The organism is Paenibacillus sp. P4_A9 (genome assembly GCF_056402415.1).
On sequence record NZ_JBFUHL010000012.1, the window covers coordinates 48595 to 72273 of the forward strand.

Consider the following 23679-nt stretch of genomic DNA (forward strand, 5'->3'; position numbering starts at 1 on the left):
AAAAGCCCCCTATCCTCGGAACGAGAATAAAGGGCTTCAGTATACTGTTTAACGTCCGCCAATATCAATGGATATGGAATTGGACTTGCCTACAATCGTTTCTTTGGAGTCCTTCACGTTTACTTGGATGTCCCAAAGGCCTGTTTTGAGTAATGGACCTTCAACCAAGGCCGTAACCGTATGCTCATCTTTCCACGTAGTAGGAATCGCTTTCCCGTTCAAGCTTACATAGCCAAGTGGTGGTAGATTACTACCTGTTACCGTTAATGTTACTTTGTCACGTCCTGAAATATCTTGCGAATCTGCTTCTACTTTATCTAAGCTAATAGGCCCGAAGCCGAGCATGTATTTAGGATCAATGATCGGTGTTAGATAATTCTTGTAAGCATGTCGATCTCCGAAAAGAATATCATATTGCAATGTTTCGTAATCCTTCAAATCCTCTTCCTTAATGTTCATTTCAGCAAAATGATCTTTTGGAGGGATAACAGGATACTTTTTAGCTAGATCAGTTAAGAAGTTTGTATAATAATTGCCTTGCTGTTTCGATAATTCGATCAGATAGGGTCCCAAGAAGGAAGGGCTAATATTCAAATTGTCTTTGCGCACTGTGTCGAAATTGTTCCACACGACCAGCGGAACGCTGTACATTTTTTTCAAGAAATCAGGGTCGTCTTTGCCGCTAATATACTTCGTATCAATATAAGTTGCATAATCATCACCTAGCGCTGGAAGGTGATCTCCCCAGAAGGCAATAATCGTTGGCTCGCCTTTTTTCTCGTAGTATTCCACTAATTCCTTCAACATATTATCCGAGCCATTAATACCTTGTGCAAGTGTCTCAAGCATCCCAATCGAAGATGGGGAGAAGTTGCCCGTTACATCAAAGGTGTTTTTCGGGAACTTACCAGGGTAGAAATGGAAGTGATTTTCCATCGTATTCGCAAAGACGAAATCAGAGCCTGCACTTTGCTCAGTCGCATGAATAATGTTAGCAGCAACTTCGCTATCTGCGATATAGGGGCCCGAATACGTCGGTTTGAAATATTCAATCGGAATATATTTGGAAAACCCGAAGTCTTGATAGATTTTATTACTGTTGAAATACCAATTATAAAAAGGACTAATGGCTGTTGACGTATAACCCTGACGAGCATAAATACTTGCTAATGAATCGACTTCATTTGAAATATATTGATTATAAGCAATGGATCCTTGCGGTAAGAAACGCATTGTGTTCCCAGTAAGGACCTCGAATTCAACATTGGCTGTTCCACCGCCATATTGTGGTGAAAGCATCGTTCCGCTCGTTCCTTCCTTCTGTAGCTTGTGGAAGAATGGGATCGGATCTTTGCTGAACTTCGCACCCGGGATAATGGTCGGATCCCAGAAAGCTTCGCTTAAAACGACAATGACATTTGGTTTAATCTGCGGTGTTGTTGAATCACCGGCTTTGATAGGCGGCGTAGGAGAAGCATTTACGATGGCATCAACCGCTTTATCATCATATCCTTCGTGGCTATCAGAGAACATTGCTTTTGTATTCAATACGGTTGCTAGCGCATACCCATTGGTTTTGGTGTTCTGAACTTGATTCCAAACAGCAGCTTCAATCCCGAACCACTTTTGAACTGGTAAAGGAAGGTCCGTGTAAACGGCCAAAAACATCACTAAACCAATACCAGCTAGAATTCCTCGTTCTTTTAAAGCTACTTTTTTAATAAACATGGTTGTACGGTAAAGGATGAAGTAACTGCCGACAAGGAATAGGAGAATCACTGATAACACATTGAGTGTCAAAATGTTGGATAAATATTTCACCATATCGGAGGCTTCGCCCGCTACAACTAAGTCCCAAGGCGTTAAAGGCACGCCTAAGATTTTGAGCTTTACGCCGCTAATGAGGGCTAAGATAATGAGAAACCCGGAAATCACCCAATAAGCGATTCGAGTACGCCCAATGATTGCAATGAATACCAACAGCAGGCTTACAACGATCCATTCATTGAAAAGAAGCTCGAGAACATGCTTGAAGCTCCATGTCATCATTTCAATATAGTTCCCGCGGCTCAAAATTTCCATGATCAGAACAGGGATGACTGCAAGAAGTAAAAGTGGCAGTCTTGGTCGAATGACCATTAAAAAACGTTCAATGTATGGTTTCATAGATTCTCCTGTACGAATAAATTAAAAGGCATTGGAACAAATGATATTATACCATGCATTTCGACATTATTCGATGGTATCTCTATGAAATAATGATAGAAGGCAGGAAAAAGGTGGTTATATCAAGAATACTTATAAAGAGAAGACAAGATAGGAGGGGACTCGATTATGGCAAAAGAACAAATGCAACTAAAGAGAGAAGCTGCTATGCACCTTCAACATCGGAAAATGACAAAAAGTGCGTTTTTTCGACGCGGATTGTTCTTATTCATAGGAGCAGTGTTGATGTCAGTAGGGTTAGAAATTTTCTTAATACCAAATCGAATTATTGATGGGGGCATTACGGGGGTTTCAATTATTTTATCTTACTTGACGCAAGGGCCAATCGGGGTGTTCTTGACATTATTAAATATTCCTTTCCTATTCATCGGGTATAAATTGATTGGTAAAACCTTCGCATTATCTACGCTCTTCGCTATTTTGGTGATGTCGACAGGCACGGCCTTGCTGCATCCTGTGAAAGAGCTGACGAACGATCCGCTGTTAGCCGCGGTATTTGGCGGGATTATTCTTGGCATTGGTGTGGGGATGGTGATTCGCTTCGGAGGCTCTTTGGACGGAACCGAAATCATCGCAATTCTCGTTTCGAAGAAAATACCTTTTTCCGTCGGCGAGATCGTCATGTTCTTCAACTTATTTATTCTTGGAAGTGCAGGGTTTGTCTACACGTGGGACCGCGCGATGTACTCGTTAATTGCCTATTTTATTGCTTATAAAATGATTGATGTCACGATCGAAGGTTTCGATGAGTCGAAGTCCGTGTGGATAATAAGCGACAACTTTAGAGAAATTGGAGAAGCGATCCTGGATCGATTGGGGCGCGGCGTTACTTATTTAGAAGGAGAGGGAGGTTTCTCTGGGGATAACAAGAAGGTCATCTTCTGTGTGATTACACGTTTGGAAGAAGCCAAGCTGAAATCCATCGTGGATGGACTGGATCCCAAAGCATTTCTTGCTGTAGGCAATATCCATGATGTCAAAGGTGGAAGATTTAAGAAACGAGATATCCACTAGTCGGATTTCTCGTTCTCATTTCCCTTTTCCTTATTAGAATGACCTCGCTCAAAAAAACCTAAATTTCTTAGCTGCTGAGCGGCTTCCTTGCTGCTCGGACTTCCTAGCTTTTTCAAAATATGACCCACATGAATTTTCACGGTTCGTAACGAAATGAAGAATCTATTCGCAATTTCCGTCTGGGTATGTCCTTGATCTATCATATCAAGGACTTGAAGCTCTGTTGGCGTGATCAGATCCCGCACCTCTTTGATCTTGAATTGCTGCTCCAGCCGTTTGAGTCTGCGGAATTCCTCACGCATCTGTTCAGCAACTGCGGCATTAATCGTGGATTGGCGTGCATGTGCCGCTCGAATAATACCTGGGAGCTCCTCGAAACGCGACTTAATTTGATAGTCGATTGCGCCTGCTTGGAAGGAACGGAAAATAAAATCCTTTTCCTCCATCGAGGTGAGCATGATAACTTTAGCGCCCCATGACAGAAAGGCTTGCTCCGCTAGTCCGATGCCAGCAGGTTCATTTTGCAGCATAATATCCATGAGTACGACATCGGCAGAAGGTGCTGACTGTATAAATAAAGACTGTGCATCTTCTGCTGTAGATCGGCTCTCCACGACAGTCATATCCCCCTGACGATTTAAATAATTGGTGAGACCGCGCAGCCAATCAAGATCATCTTCCACGATGAGTATGCGAATCGTTTCCATACCGTAACTTCCCCTTTTCTGTTTCTCTTTCTCTATCCCGGAAATGTTAAATAAACACTTGTACCTTTACCAGGTTCACTGCTAATTTCCAAGCTTCCTCCGTGTTTTTTCATGACACTGTAGCAATAGGCGAGACCGAGACCAAAGTTATTCCGCTTGCCGCTCTTGGTCGTATAGAAAGGTTCAACAGCCTGCTTGAGGACGGATTTGTCCATCCCCATCCCTGTATCTTTGATTTCAAGAATGAACTTTTTTTTGCTTGAAAAAGCTTTAATTGATAGTACTCCGCCGCTGCTCATTGCTTCGATGGCATTCATTAGGATGTTCGTTAATGTTTCTGCGACTTGGATTTGATCAAGCGGAAGCTCAAGGCTATCGGGTAGCTCTAGCTGCACTTGAATCGTGCCTAGGGAAGCCTCGAGGGGCTCCATGACATCAAGAATCAGCTGACGGACGTCCACCTGTGAAACACGCAGAGGAAGCTCTTGTGTTTGTTCATGTACGCGACTAATCATATCTTGAATGTGTCTAGATGCGTTCATTACGACATGAATGTCCTGGGTGAGCTCAGTTTGCCCAGTGTCTATGGCGTGTTGATTCATTTTCTCCAAAAATAAACGCATTTTGCCGACATCATTTTTAATCGCATGGTTGAGAATGGCCGTACCGGATGTAATCGCGCGGAGCGTGGAATCCAGCTTGCGCCGCTCAATGAGCAGCCGGATGCCGAGAAATCCGTATTTGAAAAACGTAAATACAAAAAAAGGCACCACAAAAGCCAAAATCCACACGTGATAGATCCACAATCGATAGAAGCCAAAGCTAGGCATAACATAATTGAGAATGCCAACACAAAGAATTGGCGGGAGCAGTGCAAGACATGTGAACAAATGAGTTCGCTTCATGGCAGGGAGATGTTCTTTTTTGAGTACAATCAGCACGGATCCAATAAGGATGTACGGGAACGCCCATGTTGCGACGACGCGGAAATCAATTGGCATTTCTTCGGTGTACCCTGGTAATAAAATTAGACAAGCGATTGGCGGTATTAGTAGTCCAAGAGGTAACCAAGTTCGCAAGAGAGGCTTTTGCCAAGCTGAATGATAAGCCAGTGATAGCATCGCAAAAGAGTAGGGTAAGCCATAATAGGAAAGTAATGAGCAGATGCTCATTACACGATAAAGTATGGAACTCAGCGAAGGATTTGGCACTGTTTGTTGGAAATATGGGATAACATCTGCGGATATAACGGCCGCTAAAGCGCCACTACCACCAGTAAAAGCGACTGCGCTCATCCAGCGCATCGTCCGCGAACTGGGGTCTACTATAAGAAGACCTGATGCGATGAACCAAAGTGCAAATAGGACAAAAAGCATGTGCTCCTCCGTCAATCGAGTCGTAATGTTAGTCTTATTGTGGCATGGCGTAATCGTTTGCACAAGAGTTTCCTTTTTTAAAAATGGCAGGATTTGGTCAATTCTTCTCGAATATTTTGTTTATGAAAGGAGTGAAGAGATATCGAAGTGAAGAAGAAAAGAACCTTCCCAATCCTCCAGATCGTGGGCAAAGTATTGTTAACCCTCATTTTCATCATCGTCATTACAGTAATTTTATCTATTGCTGCAGCTGTCATTGTAGTCAAGTTAAAACCTGAACTCATTGTAAGCATGGAGGCTGTTACGAGTGATTCCTTGTTTATTAAAGCGTCGTTATGGGCACAAATTGCAGGCTTCATCAGTGGTGTTTATTTGGGTTTCTTTATATTCGAGAGAAAAAAAGGATGGGCTTTAGGGCTGAATACCGTTCAATTTGGCCGTCGTTTCGGAGAAGGCTTCGCCTGGGGAGTCGTACTAATAACCATCAGCAGCGCTGGGATATGGTTATTCGGAGGCATCGACATTGTTAATGTGGAATGGAGTCTGTCGAAGGGGTATGCGATTGGAGGAAGTTTTCTTCTCTTTATTGGCGTAGCGCTCAACGAAGAACTTTTTACACGAGGGTATTTACAAGGCTTGGTAAGAAATCGATTTGGGCCTAAAATAGCCGTTGGGGTGTCGACGATTGTTTTCACTTTGATGCATAGCTTTAATCCGGGAATGTGGCATACGCCGTTTCCCTTTATCAATATTCTTTTGGCAGGACTTTTGATGGGCTTGTGCCGTGAGTACACGGGTAGTCTATGGATGCCTGTTGGATTGCACTTATCATGGAATTTCATGCAAGGGTGTCTATTTGGTTTTGATGTTTCAGGTATCCCAATGTCATCACTTATAACGACAGAAACAAATGGCGCAATCGTTATTTCTGGAGGAGCCTTTGGAGCAGAGGGAAGTCTAATTACGAGCATTATTCTTGTGCTCGGCATCATAATGATTTATAACTATTATCAAACCCGTTATCGTTTTAACCAAACAGGTTATGTTTTTATTAATCAAAGCAAAAACTAGGAGGATTCATCAGTGAGCCAGTATGAACTAATACATAGTGAATGGGAAGGGGAGTCGACGCTAAGACTCGTCGACCACCAAGCAGAAGCCGTTGCCGAAATTATTCCGGCCGTGGGACTGCACCTGTTCCGCTTCGATGTGCGGAACCACAGCTACATCGCGAAGCCTGACGACTTGTCGGAGCTTCGCGTCAATTCTTCACGCTACGGCGTGCCCATTCTGTTCCCGCCGGGGCGAGTCCAAAATGCGGCATTCACCTTCGGTGGCCGCGAATACCGGCTCCCGGCTAATCGGGAGCCTGATCACGCCCACGGCCAGCTGCGCGAGCGGCCGTGGAAGGTCGTTGCCAGCGGCGCGGACGCAGCTGGCGGGGCTTATGTCTCCGCGGAGTTTGACATCGCGGAGACCCCGGACATGCTGGCGTATTTCCCACACGCCGCATGCTTCCGCTTCACGTACCGTCTGAAGGACGGTACGCTGTCGCTCAGCGGTGAAATAGCCAATCGAGGCGGCGATGCCATGCCGCTGTCTCTTGGCTTTCACCCGTACTTCGCGTTCGCGGAGGGCGAAGCTGACCGCGTGCGGGTAACCATTCCCGCGGCGGCAGAATGGCCGCTTACCGCGGGTGGGTATGCGGCAGGTGAACCTGTGCCGACAGCGCTCACAGCGGCCTTACAGAAGGGCGCGACTGTTTCATCGCTGCCTGGCTACCCTGGCGGCTCACAGATGCTGAGCATCGCGCCAGGACCGCAAGTATGCGAGCTAGCATACGAAGCTCGGGGTGCAAAGCTTATTTATGACATGGGAGATCAGTTTCCGATCCATGTGCTTTTCACAGCGCCATGGACGCAAGCAGTTTCGCTTGAACCTTATACAAGTATCATGAACGTATTCAATGAATCATTTCCAGCTGAAATCTCAGGTGCTCAAGGTTTAGAGCCGGGCGCGACCTTTACATTCAATTGGGCCATTCATATTGAAAAAATTTAAGTTACCAAGGTTCATAACCAAAGCCAACCGATGAATAACCTTGATAACTATGCTGATGCAGTTGTAGAATAATGCCTTCAATCTCAGCAGATTTAGCCAGAGCACCTCTTCTTCCCGTGTTGTATAAGTTAAGATCCACAACACCTTGAAGAAAATGAATGTGTGCACCATTAGCTAATGCAATAGGTGGTCCAGTAACGCCATAAAAAGCATGATAATGACCATACTTAATCCCAGAAATGCCTTGGTATTGGTGGACATGCTGATCATAAGATGTCCCATTCACACTGAATGTGTACAGACGTAAAAGCTGATGGTGCCCTAATTCTTCCGAAGTTACTGTCGTGAAGAAATGAACATGAGCTGGTGGAATGGTCATCACCACACAAAAGCCCCCTAAGAGTAGGATATGCTTCATCCTATTCATTGGGGGCTTTTGTCATGACGATGGCAACGGATAAAGGTTGGATTGACCGATTTTCATCTTTTTATCATCATACACACGTACTTCAACTTGATGGGGTGTACTTGTTTCTAGTGCTGGATTAGATGCTATATCCACATAAAGTGTATCTTTTCCATCGAAATTAGATTTGACTTCCGTCCCATCAATATAGACATTACAGGAGGAGAAGAAAGGAGATCCTGTTACCAAAATTTTATCGTCAGTCACCGTGACCTTCGAAATCACAGGATCACCGTAACCCAGTGTGTACGATGGCTGAACGATCGTATCTTTGTAGCCTTTGGCTTGATAGCCATAACGGCCTCCAAAGAGATTATCATACTGCATCTTCTTATAATCAGCGAGATCGCTTTCCTGAATGTTAAATTTCGACCACATATCTTGAGGCGGGATTACTGGTATTTTCTTTGACAATTCATATAAATAATCCGTGTAGTAACTACCTTTTACACTAGCCAAATGCAATAACATCGGACCTAAGAAAGATGGACTGGAGGTCAGATTCAGCTTCTCTTGATCGGCAGGAATGAAGTTATTCCAGATTACAAAAGGCGTATAATGTGTCTTCGTATACAAATCAGGATCATCAGGTAACACATACTTAGCATCGCGATAGACTTTATAATCTTCCTCAAAAAAGGGGAAGTGGTCTCCGAAAAATAAGATGATCGTCGGCTCGGACTTTTTTGAATAGTAATCAACAAGAGATTGAAGAGCCTGATCCGTTGCTGTGATACCTTGTGCATACGTTTCGAGAATGCTTTTTGATTCAGTCGAAATATCACCAGTTACTTTAATCGTATTCTTGCTAAACTTATCAGGAGGGTAAGGATGATGATTTTCCATCGTATTGGCAAATACAAAATCAGGTCCTGTACTTTTTTCGGTTTCCTCAATAATTTTGTTCACAACAGCATGATCAGCATAGTTTGGTCCTGAGAAATCATTTGGGAAATACTCACTCGCAATAAATCTCGAAAAACCGAAATGCTTATATACCTTTCTACTATCAAAGAAATAGCTAAAAAACGGATTAATCGCAGTTGCTGTGTATCCTTGTCTAGTCGTAATGCTCGCTAAGGAGTCTACACCGTGATTCATATATTCAATATAGGGAATGATTTTATCAGGTGATTTCCCAAAAAAACGCATCGAGTTCCCCGACAGTACTTCAAACTCAACATTGGCCGTGCTTCCTCCGAATTGGGGAGATAACATCTTTCCGCTAGTGAATTTTTTCTGCAACTCATGCAAATGAGGGATAGGGTCGCGACTGAATGTTACGTTTTTCATAAGAGTTGGATCGAAAAATGACTCCCCCAACAAAACAATAATATTCGGTTTTTTCTCACTTATAGCTGGTTTTTCAGGGATTTGTTCCAGCAGGGTTGTGATTGCTTTTTTACTATATCCATCAGGCTTCTCGACATTCAAAAAGTTAAGCATCTGAACCGAAGAGTACAAATAACCGTTCTCATCGTAAGTAATCGTTTGGTCCCATGGTACCGTGTACACTCCATATATTTTTGTGAATGCAATTGGTTTATCCCAGTACAAACTTGTCGCCAAAACAATAGCGATTACACCGTAAACACTGCGTTCGATCCAGTTGAACCGGATTTTACGCTTGCGTAAAATGAGATGAAACAGACAAGCCACAACGACCAGAAAAAGCAACATATAGCCAATAATAGAATTATTTAAATAGCCGCTTAAAAACTTCTTATACTCCATAAGTTGATTATTAAAATAAAGATCCCATGGATAATAAGGCGAACCTATCGCCTTTAATTTACTGCCGCTAATAGCCCCTAGTGGCAATAAAACGACACAAAGGAGCCAAAACGAAAGCCGGGTACGACCAGTCACAGCAATAAGGAACAAATACAAAGCACCGACTACGAAATAAGCAAGTACCATGGCTAATGGATAAGACGTGATCCAATGATGAAGCTCCTTATAAGAGCCCCTCTCCAAATATTCAACCATACACATCAGAACAAAAGGTAGAATTACAATCATTGCGCGAGTAGGCAGCTGCTTAAGTGCCTTAAGTAAAGTAGTCATTCATAAATCTCCTATTTTTATCAGCTTATAAAAACCCGACTCCCCATATTGGAGACGCCGGGCGTTAATTATCTTGGGTTCAAGCTTCGTCCGAGCCCTCTGCACTAATTTGCTGAAGAGCTTGTAGAAAAGTAGCCGCTGGTTGAGCACCTGTTAGCGCATACTTACGGTTAATAACGAAAAACGGTACACCTGTAACGCCGGCCTGACTGGCAAAAGCAAGATCATCTTCAACCTGCTCCAACCCTTCTTTGGCATTCAGTCGAGTGAGCGTCTGCTGCGGATCCATATCAAGTTGGCTCGCAGCTTCAAGTAGGAATTCCACGTGACCAATATCTTTTCCGTCCTCGAAATAAGCCTTAAACAAGACATCTACAAGCTGCTTTTTTACCTCATCTGGTGTGATAGCAATGAGTCGATGCGCTATTAGAGTATTAGGCATTTTCTCTACTTGAGAAAAATTAAAATTCAAACCCGATGCTTGCCCAGCCTGAGTTACTTGTTGGAGCATAGATTGTAATTTACTCTCATCAGCCTTAAATTTATTACGCATCAGCGTTTCAAAAGGCACACCATCCACAGGTGTTGATGGATCAAGCTGATAAGCACGATAGTGAATCTCAACAGGTTCAGCTGTAAAATCTGCTAAGGCATCCATCAAATTCTTCTTTCCAATCCGACACCAGGGACACACTAAATCTTGAAATATCTCAATCAACATAACGAATAAACTCCTTCATTCAAAAAAATATAAAAAATGTCCGAAATCCTCGATTCATCTCATCTCCATTCAACATTATAACCCAAACCAGCTTAATGTCACCATGTAGGAACCACCTGATACCCAACCCAACCCAACCCAACCCAACCCAACCCAACCCATAACCGTCGCCTAGTACCTACTTCGTCAAAATCTAAATTATGTGGTAACTACAAGTCGTACACTCTTGAACCAACCTATCACAATCTTCACACTCCGGAGCTCCTGCCGAATCCTGATTCTAGAGAGTTCTGTCTCATCGAAATCTAGTAGATATCCCTGAGTATAACTTTTGGGATTGATTTCGCGAAGCTAACTTCTACTAAATACCACCAAGTAGGTACTTCTAATCAAAGTCCGATTCAGCCAAAACTTCAACAGAGATACAGAAGCATGTTTTTTGAAAATAGTTGAAGTTTTACGACTTGTATGTATAACAGAATTTGTTTTTAACCGAATATATCGGCTAACTCCAAGTAGGGGTTTCTTGGAAAATTTATAATAAAATGTTTACATGAGAACATTTGTTTGTTATAATCAAATGAGAACATAAGTTCTATTTTTTATTTTGGGGGTGAGAGGGGATGAATCTTGGATCAATCGCTAGTAAAGCTTCATCTTGTCAAACTGAAGAGGCATGTGAGGATTTTCTCATGAACTTGCGTTGGTCAAATGGATTTCATTGTCCTGGATGCGATCACCATGAAGCTTTTCAAATTCGTTCCCGCAAATTATTAGAGTGCAAAGAGTGTAGAATGCAAGTTTCTATTACAGCTGGTACAATCATGCATAAATCTAAACTACCCTTACTTACCTGGTTCAGAGCAATCCAGACTTTATTTGAGCAAGGATCAGAAGTTACTGCTTATGGATTATCTGAGCTATTACATATTAACTATAGAAGTGCAAAGCAATTGCTTCAAAAAATTTGTTTTGCATGCAAGGTTGAGGAAAGTCGTTTACTGGCATTTCGTAAATTGAAAGCTTCCCGTTCTAAATCAATTAAACCTAAGATTGCTACGCCTAGAATTAACGAAAACTTGTGGGAGCTGTTTGATCTCAATACCTACATGGAATCTAAAGTACCCAAGCTAAGTGAGAAATCGCTGATGAAAACCTTTGTGTCCATTCATTTATATTCAAGGTTTTTGAAGTGTTTTCAGTTATGAAGGTGTGAAAAGGGGTGGGAATATCGTTGTATTTGACGTGATTTCTATTTTCAGGCAAGATGGTTAGTAGAGGTTACTACTTTACTGAGAATTAGGAGATTACTAATGAAAAGGGTTGTTCTAGCACCCATCCATTTTTATCGGAGGTTTATTTCGCCTCTGAAGCCACCTACATGCCGATTTTATCCAACGTGCTCGCAATATGCGCTAGAGGCGATAGAAGTTCACGGACCTATGAAAGGTTCTTGGTTATCCGCGAAACGAATCTGCAAATGCCACCCTTTTCACCCTGGTGGTGTGGACCACGTGCCCGCAAAGAAGATAAATTAATTTAGAGGAATCTGTCCGCTTGACATGCGGCTGTTTTTTTCGATATATTGTGCTTAAAGATGCTAAATATTGTAGATTTCGATGAACGGATAAGTACAATCGGATGCCTATGAACAGAGAGCCGGGTTAGGTGAAAGCCGGTATAGGAGAATGTTTGGAATATGGTCCCGGAGAATAGGCCTTCGAGCTTCTCAGCACAGGGTGTGTATAGCAAGCGCTATTTACACAAACCACGGCGGAGAGTAAGCTGGTCTCGTGTCCCAGCGTTAATGGGCAAGTCGTAATAGACTTACTGAGCCCCGAGCTTGTGAAATGCGGGGGAACCTGGGTGGTACCGCGTGAGTTCAACTCTCGTCCCAAGATGGATGAGGGTTATTTGTGTTTTCTACTATCCGCTAATGGAGGAATGAATCATGTCCGAACAATCAAAAACATTTTACATTACCACGCCGATTTATTATCCAAGTGATAAGCTGCATATTGGCCACGCGTATTCGACTGTTGCTGGAGACGCTATGGCGCGCTACAAAAGACTACAAGGTTATGATGTTAGGTATTTGACAGGTACAGATGAGCATGGACAGAAAATTGAGCGCAAAGCACAAGAAAAAGGAACGACACCCCAAGAATTTGTAGACAATATTGTTTCAGGGATTAAAGAGCTTTGGGCGAAGCTGGACATTTCCTATGATGATTTTATTCGTACGACGGAGGATCGTCATAAGGATGCAGTTTCTAAGATTTTTCAGCGTTTACTTGATCAGGGGGATATTTATTTAGGCGAATATGAAGGTTGGTACTGTATTCCAGATGAATCCTTTTTCCTTGAGAGTAAGCTAGTCGATGGGAAATGTCCCGATTGCGGACGCCMTGTAGAGAAAATGAAGGAACAAACGTATTTCTTCCGGATGAGTAAGTACGCGGATCGTCTCGTCCAATACTATGAAGAAAACCCTGAGTTCATCCAGCCAGAATCTCGTAAGAATGAGATGCTGAATAACTTCATTAAGCCCGGCTTAGAGGATTTGGCTGTTTCGAGAACGACCTTTGACTGGGGAATCAAAGTTCCTGGTGATCCGAAGCATGTTATTTATGTTTGGATCGATGCGCTTTCCAATTATATTACGGCGCTTGGCTATGGGTCTGACGATGAGACAATTTTCAAGACATATTGGCCGGCAGATGTGCACTTAATGAGTAAGGAAATTGTACGTTTCCATACGATTTATTGGCCGATTATGTTGATGGCACTAGATTTGCCATTGCCCAAAAAGGTTTTCGCGCACGGCTGGTTGCTCATGAAGGATGGCAAAATGTCCAAGTCAAAAGGCAATGTTGTGGATCCTGTTACGCTTATCGACCGTTATGGTTTGGATGCTCTTCGCTATTACCTCATGCGCGAAGTACCATTTGGAGCGGACGGAACATTTACTCCAGAGAGCTTCATTGAGCGTGTGAATCATGATCTCGCGAATGATTTGGGTAATTTATTGAATCGTACAATCGTGATGATCGATAAGTATTTTGCAGGTACAATCCCAGCCTATATTTCTGGCGCTACTGAATTTGACGAAAGTCTTCTGGAGACCGTTCGTACAACCGTAGCTAAGTACGAGGAATCGATGGAGAGAATGGAGTTTTCAATCGCGCTCTCCGCGGTGTGGCAGTTGATTAGCCGGACGAATAAATATATCGACGAAACACAGCCTTGGTCGATGGTCAAGGATGAGGCAAAGCGTGAAACACTTGGCTCTGTCATGTATGTGTTGGCGGAATCCCAACGTATATCTTCCGTACTTCTTCGTCCTTTCTTGACGAAGACGCCGGAACTGATCTGGGCGCAGCTTGGTTTAGCTGCTGAAGATCTACCGCGCTTGACTGCGTGGGAGAGCGTACAGTCCTTCGGGCATCTCCCTTCTGGTACCAAGGTGCAAAAGGGTGAGCCAATGTTCCCAAGACTCGACGTAGCGGCAGAAGTCGCCTTCATCGTCGAGGCAATGGGTGGCGGTGCTTCTGCGAGCACCGAGGAGTCTAAAGCAATAGCAGCTACCGCGTCCGCTGCTACTGAAGCTGTACCAGCGCCAGAGCCAAAGGAAGAAATCAGTATCGACGATTTCGCCAAGGTGGAGCTGCGCGTCGCACAAGTGATTTCAGCGGAGCCTGTGAAAGGCGCCGACAAGCTTCTCAAGCTGCAGCTTGATCTCGGCTACGAGCAGCGCCAAGTAGTTTCGGGCATCGCGAAGTTCTACACGCCCGATGATCTTGTTGGACGCAAGGTCATTTGCGTCACGAATTTGAAGCCTGCCAAGCTGCGCGGCGAGCTGTCCCAAGGTATGATTCTCGCCGCTTCACACGGCGATCAGCTCACGCTAGCGACCGTTCCGGATTCGATGCCGAACGGTGCGATCGTGAAATAATAGCCTCAACGCGAAGTACCCAATCCCTGAACTTTCAGGGATTGGGTCTTTGGCGTTCGGGTATTTTTGATAACAAAGGGCAAGCTATAGGAAACTAACCACGGAGTGAATGAGATGTTTATTAGGCGTATAGGAAAAGGGATAACCGTAGCGATATTGATCATCACTTTGACTGCTTGTTCGTTGTTCGGCGGAGGCGAGAAGAAAAAGCAAGAAGCTAAAAAAGAAGAACAAGCGAAAAGTAAAGAAAGTGTGATCGATCAAGAACTGCAAAAACAGTATCAGATGTTCAACGAGGTGATTGAATATCAAAAAGAGCAGGATGCTAAATTTATTAAAGAGTCGGAAGAACATTATAAAAAGCTAAAAGAAGAATCGGACAAACCCACGAAAGGCAGCAGCGAGGAAAAACAGAAAGCCAAAGAAGAAAAAGGGGCGGAAGAAGGCGCTGGTGATTCAGAAAGCTCTGGTGGGTCTGATGATTCTGGCGATTCCGGAGCCTCCGAGGAAGAATAATACCCTGTTGAATTTTAGTAATTTCTAAGAAATAACTGAGCAAGTTTAGAAATGGCCATGCTGTGAACAAAGCAGCTGGCTTTTTTGACTTTCCACCCTAGATATATTGACTTCGATAAATCCACCTCGTATAATCAAATCGTTAATAAAAAAAATTACGATTTAGAGTGGGTGTTCGAAAAATGACAAGACATGCTAAACGATTTATCTACATAGGTTTATTGATGATTGTTGCTTTTTGTATTGCGGGCTGTGGGAGCACGAAAGCGGGATTAGTAGAAGGAAAAGTGAATGTGGTTACTAGCTTTTATCCCTTATATGATTTCACGAAGCAAATTGGCGGCGATTATGTGAATGTCATTAATCTTGTCCCAGCTGGTGTTGAGCCTCATGATTGGTCTCCTAAAAGCAGGGATATTAAGAATATGTCTGGATCACAAATCTTCGTGTATCAAGGTGCAGGCTTTGAAGGTTGGGTCAAAGATTTTCTTGGAAGTCTATCAAGTAAATCGACTGTTCGTGTCGTCGAAGCTAGTAAAGGGGCTAATTTGATCACAACTGATGATAAAAAAGAAGAATTTGATCCTCATGCGTGGTTAAGTCCGTTAAATGCACAGAAAATGGCTAATAATATTAAAACAGCATTGATTGAAGCGGATCCAACACATAAGGATGCATACGAGCAAAACTATCAGAAATATTATGCTAAATTAACGGACTTAGACGCTAGATATAAAAAGGAACTTGCTCAGACTGCTAAAAAAGAAATTGCTGTATCTCATCATGCTTTTGCATATCTATGTAGAGACTACGGCTTGACTCAGATGTCCATCATGGGATTATCTCCGGACGCAGAGCCAACGGCACAGGACCTAAAGCAAATCAACGCTTTTATTAGAGACCATAAGTTGAAGTATATTTTCTTCGAGGAGCTTGTTTCGGATAAGTTGGCAAAGACGTTAGCCAAAGATGCGAAAGTAGACACATTAGTACTTAATCCGCTCGAGGGTCTCTCGAAAGAACAGCTAGATGCAGGCGAAGATTATATATCTATAATGGACAAAAATTTGAAAAACCTAGTCCTCGCGTTACAATAAAGGGAGTAGGACCATTCTTAGTCAGGGGTAAACAGATGGAGAATAGTGAGAAAGTGTTATGCCATCAGAAAATCGTGTCAATTGATCAAATTTCATTTTCATACGAAAATAAGACAGTCATTAACAATCTTCAGTTTAATGTGTTTGAGCGCGATTTTGTTGGTGTGATTGGTTCCAATGGTGCAGGGAAAACTACGCTTTTGAAAATGTTAGTTGGCCTATTGAAACCAACAAATGGGGAAATCCGATTATTTGATCGACCATTAAATCAGTTCAAGGATTGGGAAAGGATCGGCTATGTGCCTCAAAAAAATGCCTTCAATCCTTTATTCCCGGCAACGGTTAGGGAAGTTGTGCTTTCTGGCATGTATAACAAAAAGAATGTATATCGCCGATTATCCAAAGCGGAGCAGCAAAAAGCAGAAGACGCGATGCTTGCCATGCGCATCGAGGATTTAGCCGATCGACGTATCGGTCAGCTTTCTGGCGGTCAGCAGCAGCGAGCCTTCTTAGCTCGTGCCATTGTTAACAATCCAGAACTGCTCATTCTCGATGAGCCTACGGTAGGTATTGATGCCGAAACGCAAATTGGCTTCTTTAAAATGATCAAGCATATGCATCAGCATCATCATATGACCTTCATCATGGTTTCCCATGATATGGACATGATTCAATCTTATCTTGGAACAGAGCCGCAGCAAGTAAGCGGCGGCATCAAGTTTTATGTGAAGCATACCCATGATCCCGAGGATTGCCGTGAGACGAATTTAACACATTCACTCGGCCGGATTCGAGAGATGATTGGAGTTCAGTAAGGAGCGGGCATTTTGGACATATTTACAGAGTACTTTTTTCAGCGTGCATTAATAGGTGGTTTGTTGATTGGGCTTGCAGCGCCATTAATGGGCGTTTTTCTTGTTCTAAGGCGGCTATCCATGATCGGGGACACATTAGCACATGTTTCGATTGCTGGTGTAGCACTTGGCTTTTTGATCAATGTATACCCATTAGGAGTAGGCCTTGTATTTGCTCTGCTTGCCTCGTTTGCTATAGAGCGACTGCGTAAGGCGTATAAAACCTACGCTGAGCTTTCAATCGCTATCATCATGTCAGGCGGTGTAGCGCTGGCAACGCTTCTTTTCACATTAGGTAAAGGCTTTAACATGAATGTTATGAGTTACCTTTTTGGCAGCATATATACACTTGACACCACGGATCTATGGGTGGTATTAGTTGTGTGTTTGCTTGTTATCGGTGTTATTGCGTTTCATTTTAAAGAGTTTTTCTTGATGTTCTTTGACGAGGATGCAGCAAGTGTTAGTGGACTTCCTTTGAAATTTTATAATATGATGATTACAATGCTGACTGCACTTGTCATTTCAGTGGCTATCAAAATTGTCGGTGCATTACTCGTTTCTTCGTTACTAACGATCCCAGTCGCATGCAGCTTGTTAATCGCACGCAGTTTTAAACACTCCGTTTTCTTAGCGATTTTATTCTCGGAAATTGCCGTAATCGTCGGTCTTGTTGTAGCTGGAATATGGGATCTGGCACCAGGCGGGACGGTTGTACTAAGTCTCATCGCTATTTTGATAGGGATTATTTTGAAAAGAGGATTGAGGATATAAATCATGGATTCAGTTAATTTATGGATCGCCCTCTGGGCGGGAATTGCTTCCTTCATTTCACCTTGTTGTTTGCCTTTATATCCATCGTTCTTATCCTACATAACTGGAATTTCGGTCAGTGAGCTCAAGTCAGGGCAAACAACCGCTCAAGTACGGCGTCAAACGATGCTCCATACATTAAGCTTCATCGTGGGCTTTTCCATCATTTTTTACGCTTTAGGGCTAACGGCAGGCTTTGTAGGAAGCTTCTTTATTGACTATCGTGACTTACTCAGACAAATCGCTGCTCTGTTAATATTTGTAATGGGACTTTTTCTATTAGGTATATTTCAACCGCAATGGCTAATGAAAGAACGCAAACTGTCGATTAAATTTCGTCCTGCTGGTTATGTTGGCTCTGTCTTTGTAGGTATGGGCTTTGCAGCAGGCTGGTCACCTTGTGTCGGGCCAATTCTGTCAGCTATTCTGGCATTAGCGGCAACAGAGCCTGGTACATGGTTTCAGTTAACAACTTCATATTCACTTGGGTTTGCGATACCTTTCTTCGTACTTTCCTTTTTTATCGGTTCAACCAAATGGATTTTACGCTATTCCAATACCATCATGAAAATTGGGGGCGGCTTGATGATTGTGATCGCTGTTCTTCTATATACGGGAAAAATGACGCAAATCACCCTTTGGTTGAACTCCATTACACCAGATTTCTTGAAATTTTAAGGGATCTGGTGAAATATTTAATCTTCGCTTGAAGGGATATTTTGAAATTTAGCGAGATTTGACCGCATCTGGGTAGATGGATTATGATAGGAAAGCAGTATGGGTAAGAAATACGCACAGCAGGGGGAAATATAGCAATGGCTACGCCAAGTATGGAAGATTATTTGGAGAGAATATACAAGCTTATCGATGAGAAAGGTTACGCTCGTGTTTCCGACATTGCTGAAGGGCTTGAAGTGCACCCCTCCTCCGTGACTAAAATGATTCAAAAATTAGATAAAGATAATTATTTAATCTATGAAAAATATCGTGGTCTCATCCTAACACCTAAAGGGAAGAAGATGGGCAAGCGTTTGATGGATCGACATGAGCTTTTGGAAAACTTTTTAACGACAATAGGTGTCCATGAGGACAATATATATAAGGATGTCGAAGGTATTGAGCACCACTTGAGCTGGGATTCTATTACTTGCATTGAAACCTTATTGGAATATTTTCGGAGAGATCCGAGTCGAGCAGATGAACTTATGAATGTTCGAAAAGAATTAGAGGCAGAGAATTAGGCAGAGACCGTTTACGGTGCTCTGTCTTTTTTTTTGGTATAGAAACAAACTGCTCACGCATACATACCTAAGAAGCCCTATGAATTAGGTCTTGGGGAGGGTGCTGGGTATGAAGATTAACGGCGTGTTTGAAGGTGGAGGCGTCAAAGGGATTGCCTTGGCTGGTGGCGTGAGCGCAGCCATCGAACAAGGATATACCTTTCATCAAGTCGCAGGTACAAGCTCTGGCTCGATTGTGGCGGCTTTGTTGGCGGCAGGCTATACGGGGGAAGAGATGAGGGATTTGATACTCAAAGCGCCTTTTAAATCGTTTATGCAGCGTTCTCCTATTTTCAATACGAAGATCATTGGCCCCGCGGCTCGCCTTTTGCTCAAAAAAGGACTTTATTCCGGTGAAGCTTTGGAACATTGGGTCAATAAACAACTAGCAGCTAGAGGCGTTCGTACCTTTGGAGATCTCAAGCCGAATCAGCTCCGTATTATTGCTTCTGATATTACACAGGGCAAACTATTGGTACTGCCCAATGATATTGCCCAGTACGGCATCGAGCCAGGAAAGCTTTCTGTTGCCAAAGCCGTGAGAATGAGCACGAGCATCCCTTATTTCTTTGATCCGGTCCGAATTCGTCGTAATATAAAAAGCTCTGCGAAGGCTAAGCCATTCACAGAGCAGTTTAATTATATCGTGGATGGCGGTTTGTTAAGCAACTTCCCGCTTTGGGTGTTCGACAACGAAATGCCGCGGGCTAATCTCATACCCGTCATTGGCTTCCAACTTGTCGGGAAGAGCGATATGCCAATGCATACCATTCGAGGGCCAATTACGATGTTAGAAGCGCTCTTCAGCACCATGCTGAGTGCGCATGATGAACGCTACATTGAGCAAAAAAATCGCTTCCGAACCGTTAAAATTCCTACACTAGGCGTTGGTAACACGCAGTTCACCATTTCCAAAGAGTTAAGCATGTCACTGTACGAGTCAGGCTTTCTTGCAAGCAAAGCGTACTTCAGTAGTTGGTCAGCCAGTACCTATGAAGAAAATTATGAGAAATTTGTGATGCGACCACCAAATAAGTCCTCGACTTAGTGATACTTCGGAAAATCATCCTTATCCGAATCTTTCGTTCCGTTGATTACGCGAAATTTCGCGTTCTTCGTTTTGCCTTTTGCAGAACCTCGAGGCATCGAGGTTTTTTTCCAACGGGAAGGTGGGAATTTATAAAGTAGAAAAATCGCCCCAAGTACAAGAATAGGAATGACCAGACGCAAACCTAACGAGAGCAAGCCGATGGCAATCAATATTCCTATGGCAATCTCAATCGGGGAAAATTTTCTTCTCATGCCCGTCCCTCCATAATTCGTTTTTCCGCTTCTAGCATACGGTTAAATGATGCAATGGACACCTCAACTTGACTGTCTTCTGGTTCTTTGGTTGTAAGCAGTTGAAGCCAAAGCCCTGGATAGCCTAAATAACGAAGAACAGGTACTTCACGAAGCGAATTCGTAAAACGCAATACTTCATAAGAAACACCGATGACCAGTGGCAACAAAATTAAACGCTGCACAATACGCTCGACTAAACCGTCATAGTGAAGGAATGAGTAGATGACGACACCGATCAGAACGGTGAATACGATAAAACTGCTGCCGCAACGGTAATGAAGTGTGTTGAACTTTTGGACATTGCTTACGGTTAATTCCATACCAGCTTCATAGGCGCTAATGACTTTATGCTCTGCGCCATGATATTGAAACAATCTCCGAATCATAGGTGTAAGTGAGATGAAGTAAATATACCCCACCAGCAAAATGATTTTGATCACACCTTCTATAAGATTATGAAGAATTTGATTGCTAAATACATTTTGAAACAAAAACTGTTCAATAATAGCTGGAACTAAAGTGAAAATGAATTTCCCAAACAAAAATGAAAGGACACCAACGACGGCAACGCCTAAAAACATGGAAATGTTGGAGAAGATGCCTGTTTTTTCTTCCTTCTTCGCAGTGTTATCTTCACCTTCTTGCTCAGCGAACGATTCGGCCGAGAAATTCAGATGCTGCGCACCTTTGGCGCTGGACTCAATAATGCCTACAATTCCCCGAACAAAAGGAATTTTCTTAAGTGCTTGAACCCACGGAATCACTTTCTTCGGTACTTCCAAAAAATCAAGGGAACCGTCTTTTTTGCGCACAGCAGTTACATGCACATTTCTTCCTGCGAACATGACGCCCTCGATGACGGCTTGTCCTCCGTATATACTGTTTTGTTCTGCCACTAGATTCACCTTCTCATCTTTCTCAAATTCAGTTATTCACTTTCTTATTGTAACGGATTCAGGTGTTGAATGCTACCGATTGCGACAGAACATACTATGATTGCCAATGAAAAGACAAGCCTTAACGGTAGAGAAAGGAAGAATGCAGATGACGAGTGCTCATACCGCGGAGAAAAAGAAGACAAATCGCTGGGTGTTTGTGCTATATATCGGTTTTTTTGCTGGGCTGATATGGGGTGCCCTCAAAATAGTCGAAAATTACTTCAAATTTACGACCATAGGAATTGGTTTTCTCGTTGAACCTTTTTTCAAACATGATTTTTTTAACACGTGGACGGGGTTATTTATTGGATGGATCGTGTTCGCTCTGTTCTCGATATTTGCTGCCTTCATCTACATGGTCACCATGTGGAAGCTGCGCAGCCCTTTTTGGGGGATAGGTTATGGCGCCTTGTGGTGGGCGATTATTTACCTTTTTATAGGACCGATTACGGGTATGGTGTATTGGATATGGGAATTAGAGTTAAATACGATTATTAGTGATGTTTGTTTATTCCTCGTATGGGGGATGTTTATTGGTTACTCGATTGCAATTGAATATACAAGCGCAAGAACGACAGAGGCTATACCCAAGACATGAAAGTTATGGTAAAATATCAAAGGTTAATTAGCGTCAATTTGCTAATGGCCAATGACGATTGTGCGGGAGGATATCCAATTGAAAAGGGTTCTTGTTTTGAATGGTCCGAATTTGAATATGCTTGGCATACGTGAACCTGGCGTGTATGGAACCGTAACACTTTCCACCATTATCGAGGGTTTACATGAGCTGGGAACAGAGCTTTCGGTCCAATTGGAGAGCTTTCAATCTAACCATGAGGGCGAAATTATTGATAAAATCCACGAGGCTTATGGTACGAAGGACGGGATTCTCATTAATCCTGGCGCCTTCACACATTACAGCTATGCGATTCGCGATGCGCTATCTACGGTACAATTGCCAACGGTAGAGGTTCATATTTCGAATATTCATAAACGTGAGGAATTTCGTCATCATTCGGTCATCGCACCTGTCGTGATTGGTCAAATTTGTGGATTTGGCGCAGAGAGCTACGCGCTTGGTTTAAGGGCTTTACTACCCCATCTGTAAGCATATGCTTACGAAGATCGTTTTGCTAAAGCAAAACTTTAAGAAGGAATGGTGATTTGGATGCAGGAGAAACGTATTCAACGTCTTCGCGAGGCTATGCAACAACAGGATTTACCAGCACTACTCATCACGAACGCATATAACCGTACATATGTATCTGGATTCACTGGTTCCTCTGGCTATGTACTTATTACGCTTGACCGTGCCATTTTATTAACTGACTTTCGTTATATGACGCAAGCGCCGCAGCAAGCCAAATTGTTTGAAGTGGTTGAACATAAAGCTAAGGCGATCGAGACCGTAACAGAACTCTTGCAGCAACAAGGGATCAAGAAGCTTGGTTTCGAACAAAGCGACGTATCTTATGGGGATTTTGTAAACTTTCAACAAGGACTTCCAGGCATCGAGTTTGTGCCAACTTCACGTCTTGTTGAATTGATTCGAATCGTAAAAGATGAAGCGGAGATCCAAGTAATGCAGGAAGCGGCTGATTTGGCCGATCAAACCTTTTCACACATCCTTAATTTCATTAAACCAGGTGTCAAAGAGTTAGACATCGCACTTGAAATTGAAGTGTTTATTCGCAAAAATGGAGGGACCTCTACGTCCTTCGAGACGATCGTGGCATCTGGAGAGCGTTCTGCGTTACCGCATGGTAAAGCAAGTGACCGTGTTCTCCAATTAAACGAATTTGTCAAATTGGATTTTGGAGCGTATTATAAAGGTTATTGCTCTGACATCACAAGAACGGTTATGCTAGGAAAGCCGACAGACAAGCATAAAGAAATTTATGATATTGTTTTGGAAGCACAAATGAATTGCTTGGCAAACCTTAAACCTGGTATTACAGGCAGAGAAGGCGATGCTTTCGCCCGCGATGTCATCGTGAAGCGCGGCTATGGCGATTATTTCGGTCACGGGACCGGACATGGGTTGGGGATGGAGGTTCACGAATCACCCCGCGTGTCGAAAACCGAAGATATGATTTTAACTCCTGGTATGGTTGTTACCGTTGAGCCTGGTATTTATCTCCCTGATTTTGGCGGAGTTCGAATTGAGGATGACGTAGTAATTACTGAGACCGGCATTAAAATACTTACACATTCTACCAAAGATTTTCTTATCATTGACTAGCG

24 protein-coding genes are annotated in these 23679 nt (G+C 43.0%); 16 read left to right on the top strand and 8 right to left on the bottom strand.

Translation table 11 applies throughout. The annotated features are described in order from the left end of the window. Positions 1–48: 48 nt before the first annotated feature. Positions 49–2166 (bottom strand): LTA synthase family protein, encoded by a 2118-nt coding sequence (locus AC1DVJ_RS11520; protein ID WP_477590803.1) that lies wholly within the window; start codon positions 2164–2166, stop codon positions 49–51. 207 nt (positions 2167–2373) lie between these two features. Here AC1DVJ_RS11520 and AC1DVJ_RS11525 point away from each other — a divergent pair, with 207 nt between their 5' ends. Next, a complete protein-coding gene (locus AC1DVJ_RS11525; RefSeq protein WP_477590919.1) occupies positions 2374–3240 on the top strand; it encodes a YitT family protein in 867 nt (288 codons plus the stop codon). On the opposite strand, the gene AC1DVJ_RS11530 is transcribed toward AC1DVJ_RS11525, so the two are convergent. Further along, positions 3237–3947 (bottom strand): LuxR C-terminal-related transcriptional regulator, encoded by a 711-nt coding sequence (locus AC1DVJ_RS11530; RefSeq protein ID WP_477590805.1) that lies wholly within the window; start codon positions 3945–3947, stop codon positions 3237–3239. The genes AC1DVJ_RS11525 and AC1DVJ_RS11530 overlap by 4 nt on opposite strands. Positions 3948–3979: 32 nt before the next feature. Beyond that, a complete protein-coding gene (locus AC1DVJ_RS11535) occupies positions 3980–5323 on the bottom strand; it encodes an ATP-binding protein (protein ID WP_477590807.1) in 1344 nt (447 codons plus the stop codon). Positions 5324–5470: 147 nt separating this feature from the next. On the opposite strand from AC1DVJ_RS11535, the gene AC1DVJ_RS11540 reads away from it, so the two are divergent. Both AC1DVJ_RS11540 and AC1DVJ_RS11545 read left to right on the top strand, forming a co-directional pair. Then, positions 5471–6394: a lysostaphin resistance A-like protein gene (locus AC1DVJ_RS11540; protein ID WP_477590809.1), complete on the top strand. Its 924-nt coding sequence runs from the start codon at positions 5471–5473 to the stop codon at positions 6392–6394. A 111-nt stretch (positions 6395–6505) separates the two neighbouring features. After that, positions 6506–7384 carry an aldose epimerase family protein gene (locus AC1DVJ_RS11545; protein ID WP_477590920.1) on the top strand — a complete coding sequence of 293 codons (879 nt, stop codon included), beginning with the start codon at positions 6506–6508 and terminating at the stop codon, positions 7382–7384. A 1-nt stretch (position 7385) separates the two neighbouring features. Here the strand turns inward: AC1DVJ_RS11545 and AC1DVJ_RS11550 are convergent, their stop codons facing one another. From AC1DVJ_RS11550 to AC1DVJ_RS11560, 3 genes are all read right to left on the bottom strand, one after another. Beyond that, complete coding sequence (locus AC1DVJ_RS11550; protein WP_477590810.1) at positions 7386–7763, bottom strand: YmaF family protein; 378 nt, start codon at positions 7761–7763, stop codon at positions 7386–7388. A gap of 60 nt (positions 7764–7823) precedes the next feature. Continuing rightward, positions 7824–9917 (bottom strand): LTA synthase family protein, encoded by a 2094-nt coding sequence (locus tag AC1DVJ_RS11555; protein ID WP_477590812.1) that lies wholly within the window; start codon positions 9915–9917, stop codon positions 7824–7826. A gap of 79 nt (positions 9918–9996) precedes the next feature. Then, entirely contained in the window at positions 9997–10638 is a 642-nt protein-coding gene (locus tag AC1DVJ_RS11560) for a DsbA family oxidoreductase (protein ID WP_477590814.1), read from the bottom strand. A gap of 623 nt (positions 10639–11261) precedes the next feature. Between AC1DVJ_RS11560 and AC1DVJ_RS11565 the strand changes: the two genes are divergently transcribed. The 10 genes from AC1DVJ_RS11565 to AC1DVJ_RS11610 all read left to right on the top strand — a co-directional run bounded on the left by AC1DVJ_RS11565 (position 11262) and on the right by AC1DVJ_RS11610 (position 20201). Next, entirely contained in the window at positions 11262–11846 is a 585-nt protein-coding gene (locus tag AC1DVJ_RS11565) for a transposase (protein WP_477590816.1), read from the top strand. 105 nt (positions 11847–11951) lie between these two features. Then, entirely contained in the window at positions 11952–12176 is a 225-nt protein-coding gene (yidD, locus tag AC1DVJ_RS11570; RefSeq protein ID WP_477590817.1) for a membrane protein insertion efficiency factor YidD, read from the top strand. 413 nt (positions 12177–12589) lie between these two features. Continuing rightward, positions 12590–14593, top strand: coding sequence for a methionine--tRNA ligase (metG, locus tag AC1DVJ_RS11575; protein WP_477590818.1), 2004 nt, complete (start codon positions 12590–12592; stop codon positions 14591–14593). Positions 14594–14698: 105 nt separating this feature from the next. Further along, positions 14699–15109, top strand: a complete 411-nt coding sequence (locus tag AC1DVJ_RS11580) for a hypothetical protein (protein WP_477590820.1) — start codon at positions 14699–14701, stop codon at positions 15107–15109. A 182-nt stretch (positions 15110–15291) separates the two neighbouring features. After that, positions 15292–16206: a metal ABC transporter substrate-binding protein gene (locus AC1DVJ_RS11585; RefSeq protein WP_477590822.1), complete on the top strand. Its 915-nt coding sequence runs from the start codon at positions 15292–15294 to the stop codon at positions 16204–16206. A gap of 35 nt (positions 16207–16241) precedes the next feature. Then, a complete protein-coding gene (locus AC1DVJ_RS11590) occupies positions 16242–17021 on the top strand; it encodes a metal ABC transporter ATP-binding protein (protein WP_477590823.1) in 780 nt (259 codons plus the stop codon). Positions 17022–17033: 12 nt separating this feature from the next. Next, on the top strand, positions 17034–17834 hold the full coding sequence (locus AC1DVJ_RS11595; RefSeq protein WP_477590825.1) for a metal ABC transporter permease: 801 nt from the start codon (positions 17034–17036) through the stop codon (positions 17832–17834). Between the two features lie 3 nt (positions 17835–17837). Beyond that, positions 17838–18551, top strand: a complete 714-nt coding sequence (locus AC1DVJ_RS11600; RefSeq protein ID WP_477590826.1) for a cytochrome c biogenesis CcdA family protein — start codon at positions 17838–17840, stop codon at positions 18549–18551. A 137-nt stretch (positions 18552–18688) separates the two neighbouring features. Continuing rightward, a complete protein-coding gene (mntR, locus tag AC1DVJ_RS11605; protein WP_056614749.1) occupies positions 18689–19114 on the top strand; it encodes a transcriptional regulator MntR in 426 nt (141 codons plus the stop codon). Positions 19115–19223: 109 nt separating this feature from the next. After that, positions 19224–20201: a patatin-like phospholipase family protein gene (locus AC1DVJ_RS11610; RefSeq protein ID WP_477590828.1), complete on the top strand. Its 978-nt coding sequence runs from the start codon at positions 19224–19226 to the stop codon at positions 20199–20201. Here the strand turns inward: AC1DVJ_RS11610 and AC1DVJ_RS11615 are convergent. Further along, complete coding sequence (locus AC1DVJ_RS11615; RefSeq protein WP_477590829.1) at positions 20198–20455, bottom strand: hypothetical protein; 258 nt, start codon at positions 20453–20455, stop codon at positions 20198–20200. The genes AC1DVJ_RS11610 and AC1DVJ_RS11615 overlap by 4 nt on opposite strands. Continuing rightward, positions 20452–21342 (bottom strand): DUF1385 domain-containing protein, encoded by an 891-nt coding sequence (locus tag AC1DVJ_RS11620; RefSeq protein WP_477590922.1) that lies wholly within the window; start codon positions 21340–21342, stop codon positions 20452–20454. The genes AC1DVJ_RS11615 and AC1DVJ_RS11620 overlap by 4 nt, the downstream gene beginning before the upstream one ends. Before the next feature lie 157 nt (positions 21343–21499). On the opposite strand from AC1DVJ_RS11620, the gene AC1DVJ_RS11625 reads away from it, so the two are divergent. From AC1DVJ_RS11625 to AC1DVJ_RS11635, 3 genes are all read left to right on the top strand, one after another. Beyond that, entirely contained in the window at positions 21500–22033 is a 534-nt protein-coding gene (locus tag AC1DVJ_RS11625; RefSeq protein ID WP_477590830.1) for a YqhR family membrane protein, read from the top strand. 78 nt (positions 22034–22111) lie between these two features. Continuing rightward, entirely contained in the window at positions 22112–22543 is a 432-nt protein-coding gene (gene aroQ / locus AC1DVJ_RS11630) for a type II 3-dehydroquinate dehydratase (protein WP_477590924.1), read from the top strand. Between the two features lie 60 nt (positions 22544–22603). After that, the gene (locus AC1DVJ_RS11635) at positions 22604–23677 is read left to right on the top strand and encodes a M24 family metallopeptidase (protein WP_477590926.1); all 1074 of its coding nucleotides are present in this window, start codon (positions 22604–22606) and stop codon (positions 23675–23677) included. Positions 23678–23679 lie beyond the last annotated feature (2 nt).

Excerpts from the sequence above, each read along its gene's own strand:
- AC1DVJ_RS11520 (WP_477590803.1), bottom strand. The coding sequence starts at position 2,166 with ATGAAACCATACATTGAACGTTTTTTAATGGTCATTCGACCAAGACTG.
- AC1DVJ_RS11525 (WP_477590919.1), top strand. The coding sequence starts at position 2,374 with ATGCACCTTCAACATCGGAAAATGACAAAAAGTGCGTTTTTTCGACGC.
- AC1DVJ_RS11530 (WP_477590805.1), bottom strand. The coding sequence starts at position 3,947 with ATGGAAACGATTCGCATACTCATCGTGGAAGATGATCTTGATTGGCTG.
- AC1DVJ_RS11535 (WP_477590807.1), bottom strand. The coding sequence starts at position 5,323 with ATGCTTTTTGTCCTATTTGCACTTTGGTTCATCGCATCAGGTCTTCTT.
- AC1DVJ_RS11550 (WP_477590810.1), bottom strand. The coding sequence starts at position 7,763 with ATGACCATTCCACCAGCTCATGTTCATTTCTTCACGACAGTAACTTCG.
- AC1DVJ_RS11555 (WP_477590812.1), bottom strand. The coding sequence starts at position 9,917 with ATGACTACTTTACTTAAGGCACTTAAGCAGCTGCCTACTCGCGCAATG.
- AC1DVJ_RS11560 (WP_477590814.1), bottom strand. The coding sequence starts at position 10,638 with ATGTTGATTGAGATATTTCAAGATTTAGTGTGTCCCTGGTGTCGGATT.
- AC1DVJ_RS11565 (WP_477590816.1), top strand. The coding sequence starts at position 11,262 with ATGAATCTTGGATCAATCGCTAGTAAAGCTTCATCTTGTCAAACTGAA.
- yidD (WP_477590817.1), top strand. The coding sequence starts at position 11,952 with ATGAAAAGGGTTGTTCTAGCACCCATCCATTTTTATCGGAGGTTTATT.
- AC1DVJ_RS11585 (WP_477590822.1), top strand. The coding sequence starts at position 15,292 with ATGACAAGACATGCTAAACGATTTATCTACATAGGTTTATTGATGATT.
- AC1DVJ_RS11590 (WP_477590823.1), top strand. The coding sequence starts at position 16,242 with ATGGAGAATAGTGAGAAAGTGTTATGCCATCAGAAAATCGTGTCAATT.
- AC1DVJ_RS11600 (WP_477590826.1), top strand. The coding sequence starts at position 17,838 with ATGGATTCAGTTAATTTATGGATCGCCCTCTGGGCGGGAATTGCTTCC.
- mntR (WP_056614749.1), top strand. The coding sequence starts at position 18,689 with ATGGCTACGCCAAGTATGGAAGATTATTTGGAGAGAATATACAAGCTT.
- AC1DVJ_RS11610 (WP_477590828.1), top strand. The coding sequence starts at position 19,224 with ATGAAGATTAACGGCGTGTTTGAAGGTGGAGGCGTCAAAGGGATTGCC.
- AC1DVJ_RS11615 (WP_477590829.1), bottom strand. The coding sequence starts at position 20,455 with ATGAGAAGAAAATTTTCCCCGATTGAGATTGCCATAGGAATATTGATT.
- AC1DVJ_RS11620 (WP_477590922.1), bottom strand. The coding sequence starts at position 21,342 with ATGTTCGCAGGAAGAAATGTGCATGTAACTGCTGTGCGCAAAAAAGAC.
- AC1DVJ_RS11625 (WP_477590830.1), top strand. The coding sequence starts at position 21,500 with ATGAAAAGACAAGCCTTAACGGTAGAGAAAGGAAGAATGCAGATGACG.
- AC1DVJ_RS11635 (WP_477590926.1), top strand. The coding sequence starts at position 22,604 with ATGCAGGAGAAACGTATTCAACGTCTTCGCGAGGCTATGCAACAACAG.